This is a genomic window from Monoglobus pectinilyticus, from assembly GCF_002874775.1.
Lineage (GTDB): Bacteria > Bacillota > Clostridia > Monoglobales > Monoglobaceae > Monoglobus > Monoglobus pectinilyticus.
In genome coordinates this window covers 2104880-2121690 of the sequence record NZ_CP020991.1, presented here as the reverse complement: position 1 = coordinate 2121690, position 16811 = coordinate 2104880, and the positions used below count along the sequence as shown (strand labels likewise).

Here is a 16811-nt window from a genome sequence, read left to right as displayed (position 1 = left end):
CCTGTTCTTTTCGGGACAAATTTAAATATTCTCTAGGTAAAAGGTGGAGTTCATGCAGACAGTAATAAGCATAGTTACTGTCTGCGTCTCCACCTTTTATTAGTTTTTTGCTTCTTTTACCTCATCTTCAAATATTTCATTAAAACCGTTTACATCTAATAATTTGTTAGAAAGGGCTGTGTACTCTCCGCTTGTCAACATGTTTCCCAAAACATCTTCCGCACAAGAAACGCCGTAAGCGTCCTGTATGTCAATCTCGTTCAAATCCGGCTTAACAACACATTTTGCCATCATCTTCTTTGTGTATAAAGCAGCATCTAAATCAAGACTTGACACCCCTCTTCTGCTGGAAGCTTTTTTTATCATACAATCGGTTTGCAGCAATTCGCTTTCTTTTGCCGAAAGTGCTCTAAGTTCCCATTCTAACGGATTACCGTCATCATCAACGAATCTGTTGCTCACCACGAATTTTATATTTTCAACCTTCTTAGGATTCAAAAACCCTTTTAATGTTCCCATCTTTTTACCTCCTATTATTAGTTGTTTCTATTATTGTTGTTATTGTTGTTGCTATTATTGTTTATTAAAAATCCTGTCAAAGCAGTAAAAGAATGAGTAATCTCAAAGTCCTCAAATGTGAAGTCCATATCCTCATCAAGATACCCGCCGTCAGCGTCAAATTTTGCTAGAATACCACCGTCTATATTACAGTCTTTAAGTGTTACTATTTGATACCCAGCGTCTGACGTTGGGTCACCGTTTTCAATTGTAATGTCAAAATAGACATCTTTTCCGGTATTCTTATAATCAGCCATCATTTCCCTAAATATTGAAGTGTTATAATGAAATGTTGCTGACCCTGTTCCTTTCCAGCCTGTAGATTTATTTCCTTTACCTGTTTTACCGAGTATCGGAATTTCTTCTTTTGTTTTTTCAAAGTTGGCTTCAAGGTTAATTGCTTGCATAAAGTTATAACGCTTAGTGCCATTAGTTATGGTGCATTTTCCTAAGTTAGCTTGCAAACTGTCCTTAGCTTTCATCACCACATTATTTGCTATGTTATAGTCTTTTTCATCCATTTATTTTCCCTCCTTACGAAACGTAAACAGTCATATATAGCTGTCTCATAGCTTCAATTGTTGTAATTGTATCAGTAACGATTACAGAGCCTTTTTTATCTCCTGCCTCGACTGTAACATCAGAAGATGCAAAGTTTTCAATTGCTCTTATATTTCTCAAATCCTCGTGTATTTTCACAATGTCATTTTTTAGTGAGGCTCTGCCCATATTATCATTCGGTGATATTCCCAGATATCTTGTGTTAAAAAGAACAGCTATGTCATTAGATATTTGGTCTGTTACCCGTATAGTTTGGTTGCGTTTAAAATCTTCCGACTTACCATCGGTTACAGTTACAAGACTGTTAACATCATCAAGCACACGGGTTTCGTTTCCAACTCTATGGAACGCCAAAAACCCCGACTGAATAAAGTTAGATAACTCCGTTTGTGTATAATTAGTGTCAACGGTATATTCCCCGTCATATTCAACATTTGTTAAAGAGCCATTTACACGGCACGCCGCTTCTGCTCCGCCTGTCCAGTAAACTAATTCATGCGCAGATTCAGAACCGTCAGCGACCTTGTTAGGCACTCTAATACAGCCCTCATAATCTGCCGGAATTTCATTTTCTGGGTCATGTATAACAACCTGAAATTTAATACCGTTTTCGTCTCTTAATCGCTTCACATAGTTTACATACAATCTCTTATCTGTTGTCTGTGTCAATGTGCAAATAAGAATATTAAACGAATAAGATTCTAACGAATCCAAAGCCTTTTGTATTGTGGCTCCTGACGAGGTTCCCTTAGTACCACCGGATAAAGAACTCCCAGATGTTACGGTTGGTACAACATTCTTTTTAAAATCAACATAATCATTATCAACAAGTCCGTTGTTTTCTGTGCTTGCTGATGTAATTTTTTCTATTTGCTGAACATCAACAACCGTACTGTTATAAATTGTCAAAACATTAAGACGGTTTTCATCATCTACCGATTCTTCAATTTTTATTTTATATTGATTTCCAGCTTCGCCCGGATATTTAGCTGTAGCATATGTATTTGTTGCTTTTTTGCCGCCTTCGCAGATATTATAAAAATACACAGTGTTTGCCTTGCAAAATATCTCTCGTATATTTTTCATTTTTTCTGAGTTGTACTCGTAGCCGAACAACTTTACAGAATTCTTCTGAAAATCCGCAGCTGTTACTTCAAAAACTCCTTCAGGAGAATAATCAAGCTCCATTGGTACGGCTACATAACCTCTATCAGACAAAGCCGCCGTCGCATTGCCAGTTGATATTACGTTGATATATGAACCTGGCAGAACTTTGTTCATAGTCGTGAAAGTACCTCCACCTAACATTATTTTCTACCTCCGTTCATATATTTTTTTATTGCATTTTCAACTTCCGAAATTGTATAGTATTTCTTCTCATCTAATAAGACATCAAGCAAATCACGTCTATTTTTGTATTTTGCAGACTGCAAAATAACGGATTTATTATATTTGTCTTTTACTTCCATTTCATCCGGCTTTTTAATTGCCATATTTCATACCTCCATTAATTTCTAAATTATTCATATACTCATTATCGGTCTTAACAATTTTCATCGGCACGTCATAATTGACAAAAACATGCAACACATCCTCAACAATCTGGGAGTTGATATTAGACCCATACAAATAACTTTTATCCTGTACTTGAATAAATGTAAGGTTTGTCATCAATTTATCCGCAATCTCTGACATCTCAGACTGACTGCCTGATTTTCCAGGAAAGAAATGAATATCAAATGACTGTTCGTGATTATATCTCAAACCTAGTGAAACCCTGTTTCTGACAGATAAATTGACAATATAAAAACAGGGCTTTTTCAAGTCCTGTTTTATTTCCTTAGTATATATTTTATAATTTTCTCCAAACAAGCTATACAACTTATTTGATATTCCTGCAATTGTTTCATTAGTCAAATACTTCACCTAGTTTCTGCAATAACCGTTTTTCTAGCAATTGTGGGACAATCCTTTCTATTTCTTTTTCAGCATTTGTCAGCATAAAACGCCCGGTTACCCAGCCTTTATGATTGGTTGTCCTGTGCCCATATTCAACATAGATTGCATAATCAGCTGTATTGTATATAACAGATACCCACACATTACCTTTCTTCTCTGCCGGCTCTATATTCCAAGCACGTTTTAATGTGCCAGTAGCTACAGGTGTATTTTTTTGTGTCATTCGTAACAGTCGTGCGGCAATTTCATTACAACATTCTTTTGCTAATCTGTCATATTCTGCATTTGTTAATTTATCTAGATTATCCCTAAACACTTTTAAATCATTAAAATTACAGCGTATCATTATACCCACTCCTCTACAAGAGACAATATAATTTCTTGATGATATGTGTACATTGCTGGTGTGCCGCTTTTTTCGTATGTGTTTGTTATATCGTTTTGGGTAATAACAAGCCTTGACCCCTCCGCTATTTCTATTTCAGGGGCACAGAAAAGTTTTATTTCCTGTGCAGTTTTAAATGCGCCGTCCTGTTCAGAAACTTTTGAAATTGTCTTAAAGGATATCCTGCATGGTATATCTTTGGCTAAGACTACATCATTTTCTATTTCGGTTATTTTGGTAACTTCGTTAAACACGCTTTTATTTCCGTACACAGTCATTCTGCCGTTCCACATGCTTGTAATTGCATTCTGAATCTGGATAGCTGTTGGCGTTTTAATCCTCATTTACCACACCAGCTTTCTATATCTTATCAAGCAATTGTAATCAGGGGAACGGAGTTCGTTTACCATTTTAAGAAATCTTTGCTCTGCTGTTGATGTTCCGTTAATGTTGAAATCAAGTTTTACATCTCCTTCCGAAATTGACGAACACGCTACCTCAAAATCAAAACTATCCGGCAAACTTCCGCTATTATATTTTTGATATAGGAACTCACCACATACGCTATGTATGAATGTATGTTTTAAGTCTTTAGGTATTTGAGAAATGTTGCAAAACCCTTTTATATGCTGTTCAACATTATCAATAATAAGATTTAGAATCATCTCATCAGAACCGTCAAATTCGTTGTAACCATAACTTTCAAGTGCTGTGTATATTTCATCTAACATATCCGTTCCCCTTTTCTGTTACGCTAATTTAACCTTGCTAATAATTAGGCTTTCAGGATACGGGAGAACCGGAATAAATACACCGCTCGCTTTTGTCCAAACCGCTCTCGGGTCTGGTGTCTCCCACTGCGTTAAGGTAATGTACTGCTGACTTGACTTTTCTGTATAAGGTCCCATATCCTCCTCTTCGGGAGTGGGTCCCCAAAGTCCGGTACCTATAGAACCGTCTAGACTTTGAAATAAAATAAATACATCTTCATCTATATAACGCTTTGTCTTGTATTTGTCTTTTGTGATTTTATATCTGTATCTATCATCGTTTACAGTTATTGTAAAGCCAAACATATTACTGAGCATTGTATTAAGCTGACCGAGCGAAACAAAAGTTCCAACTCCATTTACACCATACATAGCCGTCTGTACTGCCTTATTTTTGCATATCAAGGTTACTATCTTATTACTTGCAACACATCTGTTAACAGTATGACCGTTTTCTTTCGCAATATCAATCATTGACCGTATGTCCCCTAAAATATCAGCTTCGGGAGAACTCCAATCTACTGACATTCTATTTTCTTTAGGCACTCCATAATCAATGGTAAAATCAAGATTATTTTCCTTAACTGTCAGCTTACCAGTTGATAACGCTTCCATTTTTGCCACTTCAGTTCTTGTTTTTACGTTATCAGCAAGACGACCCATATCGTCAAATACATATGAAACCAATGCTTGCTCAGATACTCCGGTCTTTAGATACATTCGAGTTTTTTCAGACTGATTAATCTTTTCTTTAATCAATAATTTCTCAATTGTTACCTTTTCTAACGTCGGTCTTGTGCCTATTGCCGCTTCTGTATCAAAACCATGTACTTGCGCCATTGTTGGCAGATTAAGACCGTCAGTCAGTCTAAAATACTCAGCTTCTAAGTGCTGTGTCTTCAAATCAGGAAATAAAGTGTCCCCTAAATAGTTTCTCTGTATAGACAGATTTTGCGAAAATGACAATCTGTCTTTGTCTGAAATTAATTGTAAAATATTCATTTATAGTCCTCCTATACTAATTCTATTGGTACAGTAATCACAGCTGTATTTGTGCCGTCTGATACAGTGCAATCAACCGTTGTATTACCTGCCGTTACCTTAGTTGCTGTAACCTTATGAGTTGAAGACGACAATGCAACTGTAGCTACTGCCGAATCAGTGTTGCTGTCATCAATAGCAGTAATCGTTAGCTCACCACTTCCGTAGGCTATATCGCTACCGCTGAACGCGGTTGTTCCTGCTGTATACTCTTTGGGTTCAATTGGTTCTCTCATGATTACAGGTTCGTCAACAAAAACAAACCCCAATGCTGTAAGTGCTGTTTTTGCCGCCGAACTCAACGGAGTATGCAGTCTATTTTCTAAAACTCTTCCTGCAACCATTAGGCTGGCCGGTCTTACCCCATTGTCAGAGCCAACAGTTACGTCTACATCTTCAAAAATAAGACCTTTTGCGGTTGAATCATTCGCTGGATAAGGTGTACCGCCTTTCACCGTTTTATATCCATATTCATCAGCTTCAATATTTGCGTTGTCTACTTGTGCCGTTTTAAGCACCAAACCTACTTCCGATTCTAAAAAGTTAGGTCTAGTTTCTGTTCTTTTTATTGTTGTTAAAGCCATTACTTTCACTCCTATTCATTTTCGTTATTTGTAACGCCAAATTTAGCATTATATTTTTGTGCGTACATTGAGCCTACACTATCATCGTCAGACTGACCGCTTCCGGCACCTGGTACTTGCACAGGATTAACACCCTTAAATTTACCCTTGCTCGATTCGTCGGAACCGAAAAGAAAACTTGTTGTATCATCTTCTGCTAACGCTTTGATTTTATCGTCTATATCCTTGATATTGTCATTATCAAGTTCTAGTTCATCTAAATTAAAAAACGCCTTTACAGCCTTAATATTTTTAGCTTTAGCGTCTATCAAAGCTTTATCAAGAGCATAATCAATTTTTATATTCCTAAGTTCTTTTTCGTGATTTTCCTGTGCGGTTTTGTTTTCGTTCTTTAATGTCTCAATTGTATTTTCCAATTCCGCAACATCTACATTGTCCAACCCGTCCAGCTGGCTCTTTAATTCTTTTGCTTTTCGTTCCGCTTCCTTTTTATCCTCATTAACTGCGTTAAATCGGGAAAGCGGTACATAACTGTCCTTTATTTCCTCATTGTGAGCTTTGATAATTTTTGTTATATTTTCATCTTCTATCCCAAGCTCCTTTAAAAATGCTTTATCCATTAAACACTACACCTTTCTTGATTACATTTTTTATACGCGGTATAGTCCGCGGCTATCAGTCTTGTTCTTTTACGTCTGCAATACCAAAAAGACGAATTTTGCACATAAAAAAAGAGCCTTATGCGGCTCAATCATTATTAAATTTATTTCCAGTTGGCTCTCTTGCCATTAACTCTCAACCTCCCTTTTCGACCAATACATATTGACATACACCATCTTTATATGCTGCGCACTCTTCGCCGTCACACTTTCCAAAAGTAGAAGCGGTACACGTCGTTATTTTATTTTCTATTAGACTTCCGTCTTCGTCATAGATATATTTTGATGTTGTATTTTCAAATCTATTATCTTTATACGGGCACTTCATCTTTTGCCCCCCAAATATATAAATATTAAACAGAAAACTAGGAATATAAAGAATACAGTCAGCCAAATATAACTCGGTATGAAAACTATACTCCAACTCCAATTTAATAAATTGAACACCTTGCAGATAATAAAGACTACTTGTAAAATCGGTAACGCCCATTTAATCATAATTTCACCTCTGTTTTAAAGCATAATAAAAGCTCCGATAAATCGGAGCTTATTTATATTTCAGAATTTTGATAATAGAGGTCATCATATAGCCTTTGCAATAATATGCCCTCTTCGTTAATGTCGTAATTCTCATCAAAACCAATTTCTGTTATTTTATCATCTAAATCTAACAGGAGTTGATATATTTCAGTATATGACTTTTTCAAATATTTTTTCACAAGTTCTTTTTGTTTTTCAGTAATATTCATCACTTAAACCCCTTTCTTCTAGTTGTTGGGTTAACCTGTATTAACACTCCGGTATCAGGATTAACAGTAGCCGTTAATAAGTCGCCAATAAATCTTTGGCTTTTTCCATTCTTCAACTTTCTAATATCACCTAATCTTGCAGGATTTTGAAGCACGTCTAATACATCTTTGACATTTACGCCGTTACGCCTCTGCTCAACCGACCCTATTACTCTTGATATAAAATGCTTAGATTTATCTGTTATCTTTATTCCATTGCTTGTAATAGTGCCTATTAAGTTATCATCAATTTTTTTGCTGATACTTTTATATAATTCAAATGTAGCCAAAGGAGATAATTCACCGGATTTTATTGAACTCGAATAAGATGTAAACTGTCCCCACTCTTTTTTATTATACCTCATTTTCACAAATTCGTCAATAGTAGGCGCATTTAGTCCTAGAATTGTTACATATTTATTAAATAACTTACGGTCATTATCTGATATAGAATCCTCAACATATTTATTTTTCCATTCTGCATATTTTATATCACCCGGCACTGAGTATATATCCCCATCCTTGTCCCTCGCCGCCCTTGTTTCATTGACCGTAAATTCATCGTTAAAATACGGTATTGCAACAGTCCGGCAACGATTATGAAAAGGCGGTGCCGTAATCCCCGGCTTATACTCGGATACTAAAAAATGTGTCCCGTCTATATGTTGGCATATATCAGATGTTTTGTTATCTAAAGTTGCGTCGTTCTGATATTCTTTAACTCCCATTTCTCTAAATCCGTCCAATGTAGATTTTGATTTGAAAAATGCTGTTTCTGTCAATACAAGATTTTCGGCTTGATGTTTCTTCACCTCAAATCGTTTTGCTATCTTAGCGGCTATTTTTTTAGGCTGCTCCCCTCTGATAACTGACTGTGTTAACGTTGTTTCAAGTTCTCTCACAAGCTGGGGTCTATGAGTACCCCAAATTCTTTCACTGAAATTTTTGCCGTCGGGTGTCCAGGGCTTATGTATATAGTTTTCAATTAATTTTGTATCTAATTTTGCAAAGCTGCTCCCTACTCCAAAACCCTTTTGTATTTCAAAAATAGAACGATAATAGGTATCTTGATATATGTCAGTTATAAGATTGCTTATATCATCTAACTCATTACCCATTAATACCTCAACCTGATTCTGCATTTGTATTCTAAGGCTCTCTAGACGATTAATATGTACCCTAGCACTAACATTTTCAAGCTGTTTTACCCACTGTTTATTTAGGGCGTTTTCTTTGCCTTTCTGTATATACTCTTCCACAGTCCATTTAAATTCTTTAAGTTCTTTTGCATTTAATAATCTTTTTGCTTCTGTAAATGTTATTTTATTGTTTTCAGCAAATCGCATATACCAGTTATTTATATCGTTTGTTACCGTCTGCACAGCTTCATTGTACTGTTTTTCAAGATTGTGAAAGTATTCTATATTTTTATTACTTTGTACTTTTTCAAGATACAAAAAACGCCCCGACCAATATTCGCCGTTGCGTTTAAGTAACTTTTCTATTTTTTCATTCTTCGGCATTTCCTAAATCACCGCTTTCACCTCTCATCTGATTGACTAAGTTATTATACTCATCGTTGTTCGTTGTATTGTATTCCTCTTCAACTCTTCTCAATTCCTTTTCAACGTCATCTATCCAAGGCACTTGAGAAATTAATGTTTTTTGTGAAATTTGCACTCCTAAATTTTGAAGCATTGTCATTATTTCACTTTCGTTCATCATCATATCGCGGTTGAATACAAATTTTACTTTTTCGTTCGTAAAATCCTGACCTGTAGTATTGTATAAATACATATCAGCAAACCACAATAATTCTTTTAACGCTCTTTGAAATTCTAACTCCATACCATTAGCATCAAGGTCAATATCATTATATATGCTCTGTATATTCATTTGGTTTGCATTACCGCCAAGCCTGTCGTCTTTTGCATCATAACTCATTGCGTTTTCTATTAACGCTTTTTTTAATTGGTCTAGGATAGCTTTATAATTTTCGCTGTCCACCTTTACTTCTATAGTGCTTACATTTCCATCAATACCATTAACGGACCTTATTTTTACCGCTCCATACTGCGCAATATTATGTCGAAATTCTTCTAAATCCGCACCGTCATAATTAAGCAATACATATATAGTATTATAAGGGTCTTGAAGCATGTTATCTTCAAAATTTGACATTATTAGATTTATTGCGTCTTGTATTGATTGTACCCTTTCTATAAGCGGTTGTTCCTCGTAGTTATATTTAAATGGTATGAGCGGTATTTTATCCCAACTCAGAGATATAACATTATCATCTTTATCTTTGTATGTAAGATATGGTTCAGGTTCACGCTCAGAATCAATCACTAATTTTCCATTTTCATATATATAATATTCAATCCCCTCAGGCAAGAATATATCAACATGCTCCACATCTTTTTCGTTTTCCCCCTCATATGTTGGGATAACATATAATCTGCAAGCCATATCTATATATCTGTGCTCTTCATCTTGCCAAAATGGTAATATCTCAATACCTGAGAATATTTTGACGGAAAACTCTCCTCTATCGTTGATATACGGATATAGCCATGATATACCACAATTTAAAGCGTTTTTTGCCGTCTGTTTAAGTATTGCATGAAAATTTTCGTCAAATATCTTATTAAGTTCGTCGGTATATTTATCGTTATCCGTGTCAATTGCTATAGGGCGACCGCAAAGAAAATTAGACTTTTGGTCTACAGCTTTGCGATATTGATTATTAATTATTTTAGAATTAGGCAAATAGTGCTGTTCGGAAGCCTGACCGCCCTCTTCAATGGCAAGTCGCTTTTTTTTGAGTATCTCATGTTTTCCATCATAATAATTTATTCCTGTAAGCATTTTTTTACGCTTTTTGCTCTGCTTATATTTATTTAATTCTATTTCCGCTATTCTTTTCATAGTTGGCGCTTTATTTGCGCCTTTTGATATAATATTAATAATTCTCTGCGTTTCTTCGTAAAAATTAAACATTTTATCCTCCTGCTACTTAAAGCTAAATACATCTCCCTCTAATTTCGGGATAACCGCATATCGCATAGCGTCCATTAAGTGGTTAAACTTATCTATTGGTTTATTGATACTCTCTCCGTCTTTTTCGGCGTATGAGTAATTATTAATTTCGTTTATAAAGTTTCTGCATTTAGGGTGTATAATAAAGGTGAAATTCATAAGTTTTTGTATTCCGTACATAACCTCATGTTTGTACGCTCCCTCTATCCTTGATAATCCTAATTGCCTTAATTCTTCAATCGTTTGAGGTACAGCACTGTCACCTATTATTTTTTCTTTGCCGTAACCCATTAGTTGTATTTTTGGAGCCAATTCCATGTTGGTCAGTCCCCTTTCGTATAACTCGTCAAATACATATATCTCCTTATTTTTTTCGTCTACCAATCCGCAGAATAAAGCTGAAGGGTCGTTTGTGTACCCAAAATCAAGTCCAAACGCCGATACTACTCCAGGTCTTTTGCTAATTTCGTAAACATTAAAGAATTTCTCTACAAATTTCTTATATACGAGACCTTGAAGAACTCCCCAATTGCCTAATGTATATACATTGTGAAAATATGGGTCACTTTCGTCTTCTAACGCTTCTATATCCTGAGTTGTAAGAAATATATTATCTTTATATGTAGTCTTTAAAATAGATACTTTTTTATCTTCATATTTCTTGCAACCGTCTTCAACCTTATTGTCGAAAAAATCATTATAAATCCAATGTAATTTGAAAATAGGGTTGAAAGCCATAACAATACATTTGCTTATTTTAGACGGTCCACGCAAACGCTTCTTGAGTTGCAAATAATCATTTCTTTTGACTTCTGTAGCTTCCTCAATAAATATTCGTTCTATAACGCCCTTTCGTGGTGTTATACTCTTTAATTTCTCAACGTCATCTAATCCGGCAAAGACTATTTGCGCTTGATTTACCTTGTTTGTAATAACCATATCCGAAAAATTAAAGCTATATAAATTACTAAGTTCCATATAATTAATAGCTTTATAGATTTCATTAAAAACTGAACGTTTAATACTTTTGCCGACCGCTCTACATATAAGCCAATTACAACCATTCATATTATCAATAATAATTTTTTGACATAAAAAAAACGACTTTCCGCTTGAGGAACCGCCGTAATATATCTGTGTAAATTGTGGTTTTTGTAAATAAGGTATATATACCTTATTGACTTTTAAATTAATCTCCATAACTATCTTCCATATCGTTTGTTGTAGCCGGACTAATATTAATAATTATGTTTTGGTCTTGTGTATTGTCTTCTGTTGTTGGTTTATCTCTCCACTTATTTGGCTTACGATTTTTAAGCCAAAATATTTGTGCTGTAGTATCTCCAGGTATATGCTTTATAGTAGTTATAGTTTTTTCTCCACCTATACCATTCTCCTCAATCTTCTTTTCTTCTACTATGTAACCTAGCGCTCGTTTAAGCAGTGCATTCTCAACCTCTAAATCTACTACCTCTTTACCCTTTTTTAAGGTCTCGTCTATCTCTGCATATTTATTTTTCCACTCATACAGGGTACAACACGCTATACCCATGTTATGCGCTATTTGCTCATCAACCAATCCATCTCTAGCCCAGCCCTCTATTAATAATAAATTTTCAGGTTTCAACCATTTTTTATATTTGCCCTTTGCCATAACCTCACCATTTCCCTGCCTGCTTTAATTGCAAAATCGTTCTTAAAGCAGTTACATCCGGGGGAATATATTTTTTTGTTACTTTTATTCTCCCAGTATTTTCATTATTCTTATTTTTTATAAACTCTTTTTCTTCAATTTCAAAACCATAAGCACGTTTTTCTAACGCTTCTTTTATTTTGGTATCTATTTCCATTTGACATCGCACCTCTAAATCATGTATAATGGTGCAGGTAGCAATCTCGGCCGAGAAGGGCTATCTGCGTTAGAGGTAGGTGCTCTAGCGTAAGTGTGGGGCGTTACCAGCACCCCACACTGCCTAATTTATTTCTTTTATATTTTTTGTCAGAAAATAAAAAAACGGCGTATCAAGTGCCGCTATTATCAACTTAATTAGATACTGCCCTATCAACATACCTATTAGAGTAATCTGATTGTTAAATATCCAACCAAATCCAAATCCAAAAGCTATCGTTATAAAAATTAATGTGTCTACAAATTGGCTTGTCATTGTACTTGCATTATTCCATATCCAGCGACCACCTTTTGTACTGCCATGTTTTTTAATATACTTATCTCGCAATCTATGAAATATATGAACATCAAGATTCTGACTTACTAGATAAGCAGTTAAAGAACCAATCACGAATATCCAATTTTGTCCTAATATTTTTATATATGCTTGTTGCATTTCTGCGTCAATAAAAGGTAAATATTTCCCAATAATAATTATAATCGTAGCAGCTATCTGTGAAATAAGTCCTAATCTTACTATATGATTTGCTTCATTTTTCCCCCAAACCTCACCGACTACATCTGTAATTAAAAATGTTATAGGATAGCATAAAACCGCACAGGGTATCGTTATCACTGAACCCCAAAACGGAATACCGGTATTAATGATTTTACCTGTTATTACATTTGAAATTATTAATGATACTACAAACAATATTGTTAATATTGATAAATTCTTTTCTGTTTTTCTCATACTACTCTCCTTGTGTTTAGATATTTTTGAAATTTCACCCATTCTGAAAATGACCGCATAGCCATTATAGATAGATTTAATTTTTTCCCATTTTTTATTATGTCATATTTCATTATCTTACCGTCAAAATAATATAGATATCCTCCTCTCACAACTCCTGTGCACCAAGTTGAACTATCTACGCTATAAAATGGATAATCATATATATGCTTCATTTGCGTAAAGCCAAGACCATGAACTTTTGTTCCTCTTGCATTCGCATATTTAACCATTTTGTTTATCAACGTATATTCTGTCTTCTTTATATCACCATTCGCGAAACCGCCTATTGCTATATAATCATATTCATCGACCATTCGTTTGAAATAGTCTATACCTCTTGACTTATGCCACACAGGTATAGACTTAATACCAGTTTGGTTCTCAATTTTTTTACGCCAAATTTCAACTTTTTCAAGACCAAATATACAGTCAACATCCATCTCAAAAAAGTATCTTACATTGTATTTTTTTATATGGCAGATGTACTTTTCTATATATTCCTCCATTTGTTTTTCTGTTATAGACTTTCCATTCATATATGAAAATGCTCCACTGTCAAGAAGAAAATTATCCGTGCCAACATCATTCTGAACCATTGCGCAACATTTTTCGCCTGAATAAAAAGTCTCTAGTAAATATAATGGTCTACAACATTTTATCATTTCTTTTCTTTGTTCTTTTTTAACGCCACTAGTTGATGTAGCAAGATATATTCTCATAGTTCAAAAATTTCTCCGCAATGCGGACATTTAATAGATTTCACTTTAACATTTTTTACTGTCTCATCTGTATAAAAATCATCATCTGAAATATCCAATGTTTCTCCCAAATCAGGAAATTCAAATTCTGAAATATCTATATCTAAACTTTTTAATTCTTTTTCAAGCATTTCAAAATCCCAACTTGAATATTCTGCCGTCTTATTGTCTACCAATCTATATGCTCTTATCTGCTCCGGTGTTAAGTCATCAATAACTATACATGGTACAGATTCACAGCCTATTTTTAACGCGGCTTTATACCTTGTATGGCCTGCGACTATTACATTATTACTATCAATAATAATTGGCACCCTAAATCCGTAATCTGTTATGCTAACTGCTACTTTCTCAACAGCTTCATTATTATTTCTCGGATTATTTTCATATGGCTTAATTTCTTTTGTTGATTTATATATTATTTCCACAATTAATTACCTCCATTAACATCACAGCCGCCCACCCCTCAGCATTTATTTATGATGTATCATTCCCACAAGACCTAAAATCGCAATATAAAAAGCCGTCCCCATAAGGTAACGGCTCATAGAAAAAAATTTAAAAAGGAGAAATTTTTTATTTCCTACATTATACACTATATCACACTTTCAATGTGACATTCAAGGACATCTTTAACTTTTCGTAGCGCTTTTTCATGCAATCTCAGTATTTGTCTGTATGAATATCCAATATTTTGTGATATATTCTCCCATGTCTCGAAATTAATGTATCTTGATATGAGTATGTTTTTATAGATGTTGTTTTCAACTTTCATTATTGCATTTGTTATTTGTTTCAAGATTTCAAATAAATCTGTCTTATGACAGTCTATCTGCCTGCAGTAATCTGCGTATGTAATTAATTTATTCTCTGTTCCATTCCCGTGACTTTCCTGTACCCTTTCCGATAGTGTTATTGTCGTACCCGTCACTATGTCATAAGCGCGCATTTGCGCTTTTTCTAAAATTCTTATCGTCTCTCGTAGTTTATAACCACGATTTAACCACTGTTTTGTTTCTTCTATAGTCACACCCTGCATATTTAACACTCCTTGACTTTATCACTATTATGTGATATAATATGTTTATTATTTTTCGAGCGTCCTCGCATATGCAGGGCGTTTTTTTGTTTAAATAATATTATTTATTCATATTATCAACTAAGTTTTTACATTTAGAAATAATCTCATTTTTGTAACGCAATGCATTTGTTACCTTCTAAAACAATTTTTCATATGTAATTTCTACTCATTATTATCGCCTTTCTTTTTCATCATTTTTTGTATATTGTTCTTTTCATCTTGCTTAAGTTCGGATAATATTTCTGCATATACTTCTAGACACAATTCCACACTCGGTATTCTTAATATATCCTCTAAATTTTTGAGATTTTCTAAAGTTTGCCTTTTCAGGTCATATTTATGAGCTTGATAAAATTCATTCTGATAATCCATTTTGTGCCTCCTTGATTCTTTCGGAATTTACATAACAGTCATAGCGATTTATTTTATCACGAATTTCCAACGGTTCAAGCTGTAAAATAACATAACCTATAGTTAAGTACTTAGAATATTTTTCCACGCTAATAATATTAGCTAACGCAAAACGTCCTGTATATTCTCCATGCTTATATTCATTTAGTGCAATACAATCCCCAGCAATGTAATCTCTGTCATTTTTTCTAACTTCATATGATTTTTTCCCTTTTATTATTTTGTTAAAATATTCCGGTTCAATCTTTACTGCGTGTAACATTATTTTTCCTCCTCGCCCAAATCATCTAAACTAAAGACAATGCCTCTACAATATATTTCTCCGTCTTCCATTATATCAAATGTTTTGTGGGGTATATCGGTTAGATATGACCATGAAACATTTGACACACACCACTTAGCCCATATTATTTTGCATTTATTACGTTCCTCTTGTATGTATTTACAGTCTTCACAAGCAGGACAAATAAAATCGTCCTCCGGTGAAAATAATCCGTTGCTATTAATAAATGCTACGCCACCTTCATAACACCCTACCTCATCTTGTATTACGCCGTCAAATATCATTAAATCATCACTACGATTATAGACGATAACTATGTTATTTTCTTTAGCTAATCGTCTTGTTTCAGGTGTTACCTCGTCTAGATATTCTCTGCCATTAAGCATTTCCACTATTTTATCAATCATATTAATCACTTTTCCTCCGTTTCTTCATACGCTCCAATCCATGGCTGATAATCTCGCAAATACCAAACTAATTCTCCGTCTTTGTCCAGTTCTTCAATAGCTTGTTTGGCTATTTTTTCAGAGCTGAAATATGTAGTCCCCTCAATTTTCAATGTTCGTGACTGATTTACATCTACTTCATTATAAGTGAAGTCATAATATAAATACCATTTTGTTTTAGCGCATAGATTCCAATTCAAAGCACCTTTATTATGTTCTGCCGCAAATCGTTCTAATTTCGTTTTTATTTTTCTAGCTCTAAATCTATCTTGAGCCAATTTTTTATCCGTAGACATAAGTCCACAGTCAAAAAAAGTTTCGTCACATTTATAACCATTCCATATAAAATTGTCTATATCACCGTTACTAAAATTTACTGCATAAAACTCTTCACAAGCAACAGGTTTTTCAAGTCCTGTGCGTGTAAATAATCTATTGTATTCAGTATCAGAAATTTCATAATCAACAGTTTTCCCATTAGCTACTAATTTAACATTCATTTTCATTCTCCTTTGTCTGTATTGCATTTAGATAATCATTTATTTTTTGGTTTATTACCTTTTTAGTTTTTTTCTCAAGTTTAGGCCGTATATCATCAATGACATCATCTATTACCTCAATAACAAAATTAGGTGGTACTATATGTTCATTTAACGCATTAAAATCGCTTTCTACAGCGTTTAAAATTAAATTCTTAATCCCTTGTCTTAACTCTGTCATATCTTCTGTTGTTAATATTTCAAGTATTGCTTCCATTGTGCCTCTCCTTCCTTATATTCTCACAACAAAGATGGTCGCCTT

Annotated in this window: 27 protein-coding genes; all 27 read right to left on the bottom strand. The window is 34.3% G+C overall.

Annotation, left to right across the window (positions count from 1 at the left end; translation table 11 throughout):
* Positions 1–99: 99 nt before the first annotated feature.
* The 27 genes from B9O19_RS08920 to B9O19_RS08790 all read right to left on the bottom strand — a co-directional run bounded on the left by B9O19_RS08920 (position 100) and on the right by B9O19_RS08790 (position 16766).
* A complete protein-coding gene (locus B9O19_RS08920) occupies positions 100–519 on the bottom strand; it encodes a phage tail assembly chaperone (RefSeq protein ID WP_102366092.1) in 420 nt (139 codons plus the stop codon).
* 17 nt (positions 520–536) lie between these two features.
* Complete coding sequence (locus B9O19_RS08915; protein WP_172620958.1) at positions 537–1079, bottom strand: phage tail tube protein; 543 nt, start codon at positions 1077–1079, stop codon at positions 537–539.
* A gap of 13 nt (positions 1080–1092) precedes the next feature.
* Positions 1093–2427, bottom strand: coding sequence for a phage tail sheath C-terminal domain-containing protein (locus B9O19_RS08910; protein ID WP_306560142.1), 1335 nt, complete (start codon positions 2425–2427; stop codon positions 1093–1095).
* Positions 2427–2612, bottom strand: a complete 186-nt coding sequence (locus B9O19_RS08905; protein WP_102366090.1) for a hypothetical protein — start codon at positions 2610–2612, stop codon at positions 2427–2429. The genes B9O19_RS08910 and B9O19_RS08905 overlap by 1 nt, the downstream gene beginning before the upstream one ends.
* Positions 2602–3036: a phage tail terminator family protein gene (locus B9O19_RS08900; RefSeq protein WP_102366089.1), complete on the bottom strand. Its 435-nt coding sequence runs from the start codon at positions 3034–3036 to the stop codon at positions 2602–2604. The genes B9O19_RS08905 and B9O19_RS08900 overlap by 11 nt, the downstream gene beginning before the upstream one ends.
* Positions 3029–3424 carry an HK97 gp10 family phage protein gene (locus tag B9O19_RS08895; RefSeq protein WP_102366088.1) on the bottom strand — a complete coding sequence of 132 codons (396 nt, stop codon included), beginning with the start codon at positions 3422–3424 and terminating at the stop codon, positions 3029–3031. The genes B9O19_RS08900 and B9O19_RS08895 overlap by 8 nt, the downstream gene beginning before the upstream one ends.
* A complete protein-coding gene (locus B9O19_RS08890; protein WP_102366087.1) occupies positions 3424–3807 on the bottom strand; it encodes a hypothetical protein in 384 nt (127 codons plus the stop codon). Before B9O19_RS08890 ends, B9O19_RS08895 begins: the two co-directional genes overlap by 1 nt.
* Positions 3808–4194, bottom strand: coding sequence for a hypothetical protein (locus B9O19_RS08885; RefSeq protein WP_102366086.1), 387 nt, complete (start codon positions 4192–4194; stop codon positions 3808–3810). It abuts the gene before it with no gap.
* Between the two features lie 18 nt (positions 4195–4212).
* A complete protein-coding gene (locus B9O19_RS08880; protein ID WP_102366085.1) occupies positions 4213–5235 on the bottom strand; it encodes a major capsid protein in 1023 nt (340 codons plus the stop codon).
* Between the two features lie 11 nt (positions 5236–5246).
* On the bottom strand, positions 5247–5858 hold the full coding sequence (locus B9O19_RS08875; protein ID WP_102366084.1) for a hypothetical protein: 612 nt from the start codon (positions 5856–5858) through the stop codon (positions 5247–5249).
* A gap of 11 nt (positions 5859–5869) precedes the next feature.
* A complete protein-coding gene (locus B9O19_RS08870; RefSeq protein WP_102366083.1) occupies positions 5870–6478 on the bottom strand; it encodes a phage scaffolding protein in 609 nt (202 codons plus the stop codon).
* Between the two features lie 175 nt (positions 6479–6653).
* Entirely contained in the window at positions 6654–6845 is a 192-nt protein-coding gene (locus tag B9O19_RS11730) for a hypothetical protein (RefSeq protein WP_154058652.1), read from the bottom strand.
* 223 nt (positions 6846–7068) lie between these two features.
* The gene (locus B9O19_RS08860) at positions 7069–7266 is read right to left on the bottom strand and encodes a hypothetical protein (RefSeq protein ID WP_102366081.1); all 198 of its coding nucleotides are present in this window, start codon (positions 7264–7266) and stop codon (positions 7069–7071) included.
* The gene (locus tag B9O19_RS08855; protein WP_102366080.1) at positions 7266–8828 is read right to left on the bottom strand and encodes a minor capsid protein; all 1563 of its coding nucleotides are present in this window, start codon (positions 8826–8828) and stop codon (positions 7266–7268) included. Before B9O19_RS08855 ends, B9O19_RS08860 begins: the two co-directional genes overlap by 1 nt.
* Positions 8815–10308 carry a phage portal protein gene (locus B9O19_RS08850; protein WP_102366079.1) on the bottom strand — a complete coding sequence of 498 codons (1494 nt, stop codon included), beginning with the start codon at positions 10306–10308 and terminating at the stop codon, positions 8815–8817. Before B9O19_RS08850 ends, B9O19_RS08855 begins: the two co-directional genes overlap by 14 nt.
* Positions 10309–10320: 12 nt before the next feature.
* Positions 10321–11547, bottom strand: a complete 1227-nt coding sequence (locus B9O19_RS08845) for a PBSX family phage terminase large subunit (RefSeq protein ID WP_102366078.1) — start codon at positions 11545–11547, stop codon at positions 10321–10323.
* On the bottom strand, positions 11537–12001 hold the full coding sequence (locus B9O19_RS08840; protein ID WP_102366077.1) for a transposase: 465 nt from the start codon (positions 11999–12001) through the stop codon (positions 11537–11539). The genes B9O19_RS08845 and B9O19_RS08840 overlap by 11 nt, the downstream gene beginning before the upstream one ends.
* 4 nt (positions 12002–12005) lie before the next feature.
* Complete coding sequence (locus B9O19_RS08835) at positions 12006–12197, bottom strand: hypothetical protein (RefSeq protein WP_102366076.1); 192 nt, start codon at positions 12195–12197, stop codon at positions 12006–12008.
* Positions 12198–12320: 123 nt separating this feature from the next.
* Positions 12321–12989, bottom strand: a complete 669-nt coding sequence (locus tag B9O19_RS08830) for a queuosine precursor transporter (RefSeq protein WP_102366075.1) — start codon at positions 12987–12989, stop codon at positions 12321–12323.
* Positions 12986–13627, bottom strand: coding sequence for a tRNA guanosine transglycosylase family protein (locus tag B9O19_RS08825; RefSeq protein WP_154058650.1), 642 nt, complete (start codon positions 13625–13627; stop codon positions 12986–12988). The genes B9O19_RS08830 and B9O19_RS08825 overlap by 4 nt, the downstream gene beginning before the upstream one ends.
* A gap of 119 nt (positions 13628–13746) precedes the next feature.
* The gene (locus tag B9O19_RS08820) at positions 13747–14217 is read right to left on the bottom strand and encodes a ParB N-terminal domain-containing protein (protein WP_102366073.1); all 471 of its coding nucleotides are present in this window, start codon (positions 14215–14217) and stop codon (positions 13747–13749) included.
* Between the two features lie 167 nt (positions 14218–14384).
* A complete protein-coding gene (locus B9O19_RS08815; RefSeq protein WP_102366072.1) occupies positions 14385–14828 on the bottom strand; it encodes a hypothetical protein in 444 nt (147 codons plus the stop codon).
* A gap of 204 nt (positions 14829–15032) precedes the next feature.
* Entirely contained in the window at positions 15033–15242 is a 210-nt protein-coding gene (locus tag B9O19_RS08810) for a hypothetical protein (RefSeq protein ID WP_102366071.1), read from the bottom strand.
* Positions 15226–15543 carry a DUF3850 domain-containing protein gene (locus B9O19_RS08805; RefSeq protein ID WP_102366070.1) on the bottom strand — a complete coding sequence of 106 codons (318 nt, stop codon included), beginning with the start codon at positions 15541–15543 and terminating at the stop codon, positions 15226–15228. Before B9O19_RS08805 ends, B9O19_RS08810 begins: the two co-directional genes overlap by 17 nt.
* The gene (locus B9O19_RS08800) at positions 15543–15971 is read right to left on the bottom strand and encodes a hypothetical protein (RefSeq protein ID WP_154058648.1); all 429 of its coding nucleotides are present in this window, start codon (positions 15969–15971) and stop codon (positions 15543–15545) included. The genes B9O19_RS08805 and B9O19_RS08800 overlap by 1 nt, the downstream gene beginning before the upstream one ends.
* 5 nt (positions 15972–15976) lie before the next feature.
* The gene (locus tag B9O19_RS08795) at positions 15977–16510 is read right to left on the bottom strand and encodes a hypothetical protein (RefSeq protein ID WP_102366068.1); all 534 of its coding nucleotides are present in this window, start codon (positions 16508–16510) and stop codon (positions 15977–15979) included.
* Positions 16500–16766, bottom strand: a complete 267-nt coding sequence (locus B9O19_RS08790) for a hypothetical protein (RefSeq protein WP_102366067.1) — start codon at positions 16764–16766, stop codon at positions 16500–16502. Before B9O19_RS08790 ends, B9O19_RS08795 begins: the two co-directional genes overlap by 11 nt.
* Between the last annotated feature and the right edge of the window lie 45 nt (positions 16767–16811).

What these genes read in the sequence shown, in the direction of transcription:
- B9O19_RS08825 (WP_154058650.1), bottom strand. Translation starts at nt 13,627, where the DNA reads ATGGTTCAGAATGATGTTGGCACGGATAATTTTCTTCTTGACAGTGGA.
- B9O19_RS08840 (WP_102366077.1), bottom strand. Translation starts at nt 12,001, where the DNA reads ATGGCAAAGGGCAAATATAAAAAATGGTTGAAACCTGAAAATTTATTA.
- B9O19_RS08830 (WP_102366075.1), bottom strand. Translation starts at nt 12,989, where the DNA reads ATGAGAAAAACAGAAAAGAATTTATCAATATTAACAATATTGTTTGTA.
- B9O19_RS08920 (WP_102366092.1), bottom strand. Translation starts at nt 519, where the DNA reads ATGGGAACATTAAAAGGGTTTTTGAATCCTAAGAAGGTTGAAAATATA.
- B9O19_RS08890 (WP_102366087.1), bottom strand. Translation starts at nt 3,807, where the DNA reads ATGAGGATTAAAACGCCAACAGCTATCCAGATTCAGAATGCAATTACA.
- B9O19_RS08855 (WP_102366080.1), bottom strand. Translation starts at nt 8,828, where the DNA reads ATGCCGAAGAATGAAAAAATAGAAAAGTTACTTAAACGCAACGGCGAA.
- B9O19_RS08875 (WP_102366084.1), bottom strand. Translation starts at nt 5,858, where the DNA reads ATGGCTTTAACAACAATAAAAAGAACAGAAACTAGACCTAACTTTTTA.
- B9O19_RS08805 (WP_102366070.1), bottom strand. Translation starts at nt 15,543, where the DNA reads ATGTTACACGCAGTAAAGATTGAACCGGAATATTTTAACAAAATAATA.
- B9O19_RS08915 (WP_172620958.1), bottom strand. Translation starts at nt 1,079, where the DNA reads ATGGATGAAAAAGACTATAACATAGCAAATAATGTGGTGATGAAAGCT.
- B9O19_RS08880 (WP_102366085.1), bottom strand. Translation starts at nt 5,235, where the DNA reads ATGAATATTTTACAATTAATTTCAGACAAAGACAGATTGTCATTTTCG.
- B9O19_RS08850 (WP_102366079.1), bottom strand. Translation starts at nt 10,308, where the DNA reads ATGTTTAATTTTTACGAAGAAACGCAGAGAATTATTAATATTATATCA.
- B9O19_RS08795 (WP_102366068.1), bottom strand. Translation starts at nt 16,510, where the DNA reads ATGAATGTTAAATTAGTAGCTAATGGGAAAACTGTTGATTATGAAATT.
- B9O19_RS08800 (WP_154058648.1), bottom strand. Translation starts at nt 15,971, where the DNA reads ATGATTGATAAAATAGTGGAAATGCTTAATGGCAGAGAATATCTAGAC.
- B9O19_RS08845 (WP_102366078.1), bottom strand. Translation starts at nt 11,547, where the DNA reads ATGGAGATTAATTTAAAAGTCAATAAGGTATATATACCTTATTTACAA.
- B9O19_RS08910 (WP_306560142.1), bottom strand. Translation starts at nt 2,427, where the DNA reads ATGTTAGGTGGAGGTACTTTCACGACTATGAACAAAGTTCTGCCAGGT.
- B9O19_RS08790 (WP_102366067.1), bottom strand. Translation starts at nt 16,766, where the DNA reads ATGGAAGCAATACTTGAAATATTAACAACAGAAGATATGACAGAGTTA.
- B9O19_RS08810 (WP_102366071.1), bottom strand. Translation starts at nt 15,242, where the DNA reads ATGGATTATCAGAATGAATTTTATCAAGCTCATAAATATGACCTGAAA.
- B9O19_RS08885 (WP_102366086.1), bottom strand. Translation starts at nt 4,194, where the DNA reads ATGTTAGATGAAATATACACAGCACTTGAAAGTTATGGTTACAACGAA.
- B9O19_RS08815 (WP_102366072.1), bottom strand. Translation starts at nt 14,828, where the DNA reads ATGCAGGGTGTGACTATAGAAGAAACAAAACAGTGGTTAAATCGTGGT.
- B9O19_RS08860 (WP_102366081.1), bottom strand. Translation starts at nt 7,266, where the DNA reads ATGAATATTACTGAAAAACAAAAAGAACTTGTGAAAAAATATTTGAAA.
- B9O19_RS08905 (WP_102366090.1), bottom strand. Translation starts at nt 2,612, where the DNA reads ATGGCAATTAAAAAGCCGGATGAAATGGAAGTAAAAGACAAATATAAT.
- B9O19_RS08895 (WP_102366088.1), bottom strand. Translation starts at nt 3,424, where the DNA reads ATGATACGCTGTAATTTTAATGATTTAAAAGTGTTTAGGGATAATCTA.
- B9O19_RS08835 (WP_102366076.1), bottom strand. Translation starts at nt 12,197, where the DNA reads ATGGAAATAGATACCAAAATAAAAGAAGCGTTAGAAAAACGTGCTTAT.
- B9O19_RS08870 (WP_102366083.1), bottom strand. Translation starts at nt 6,478, where the DNA reads ATGGATAAAGCATTTTTAAAGGAGCTTGGGATAGAAGATGAAAATATA.
- B9O19_RS11730 (WP_154058652.1), bottom strand. Translation starts at nt 6,845, where the DNA reads ATGAAGTGCCCGTATAAAGATAATAGATTTGAAAATACAACATCAAAA.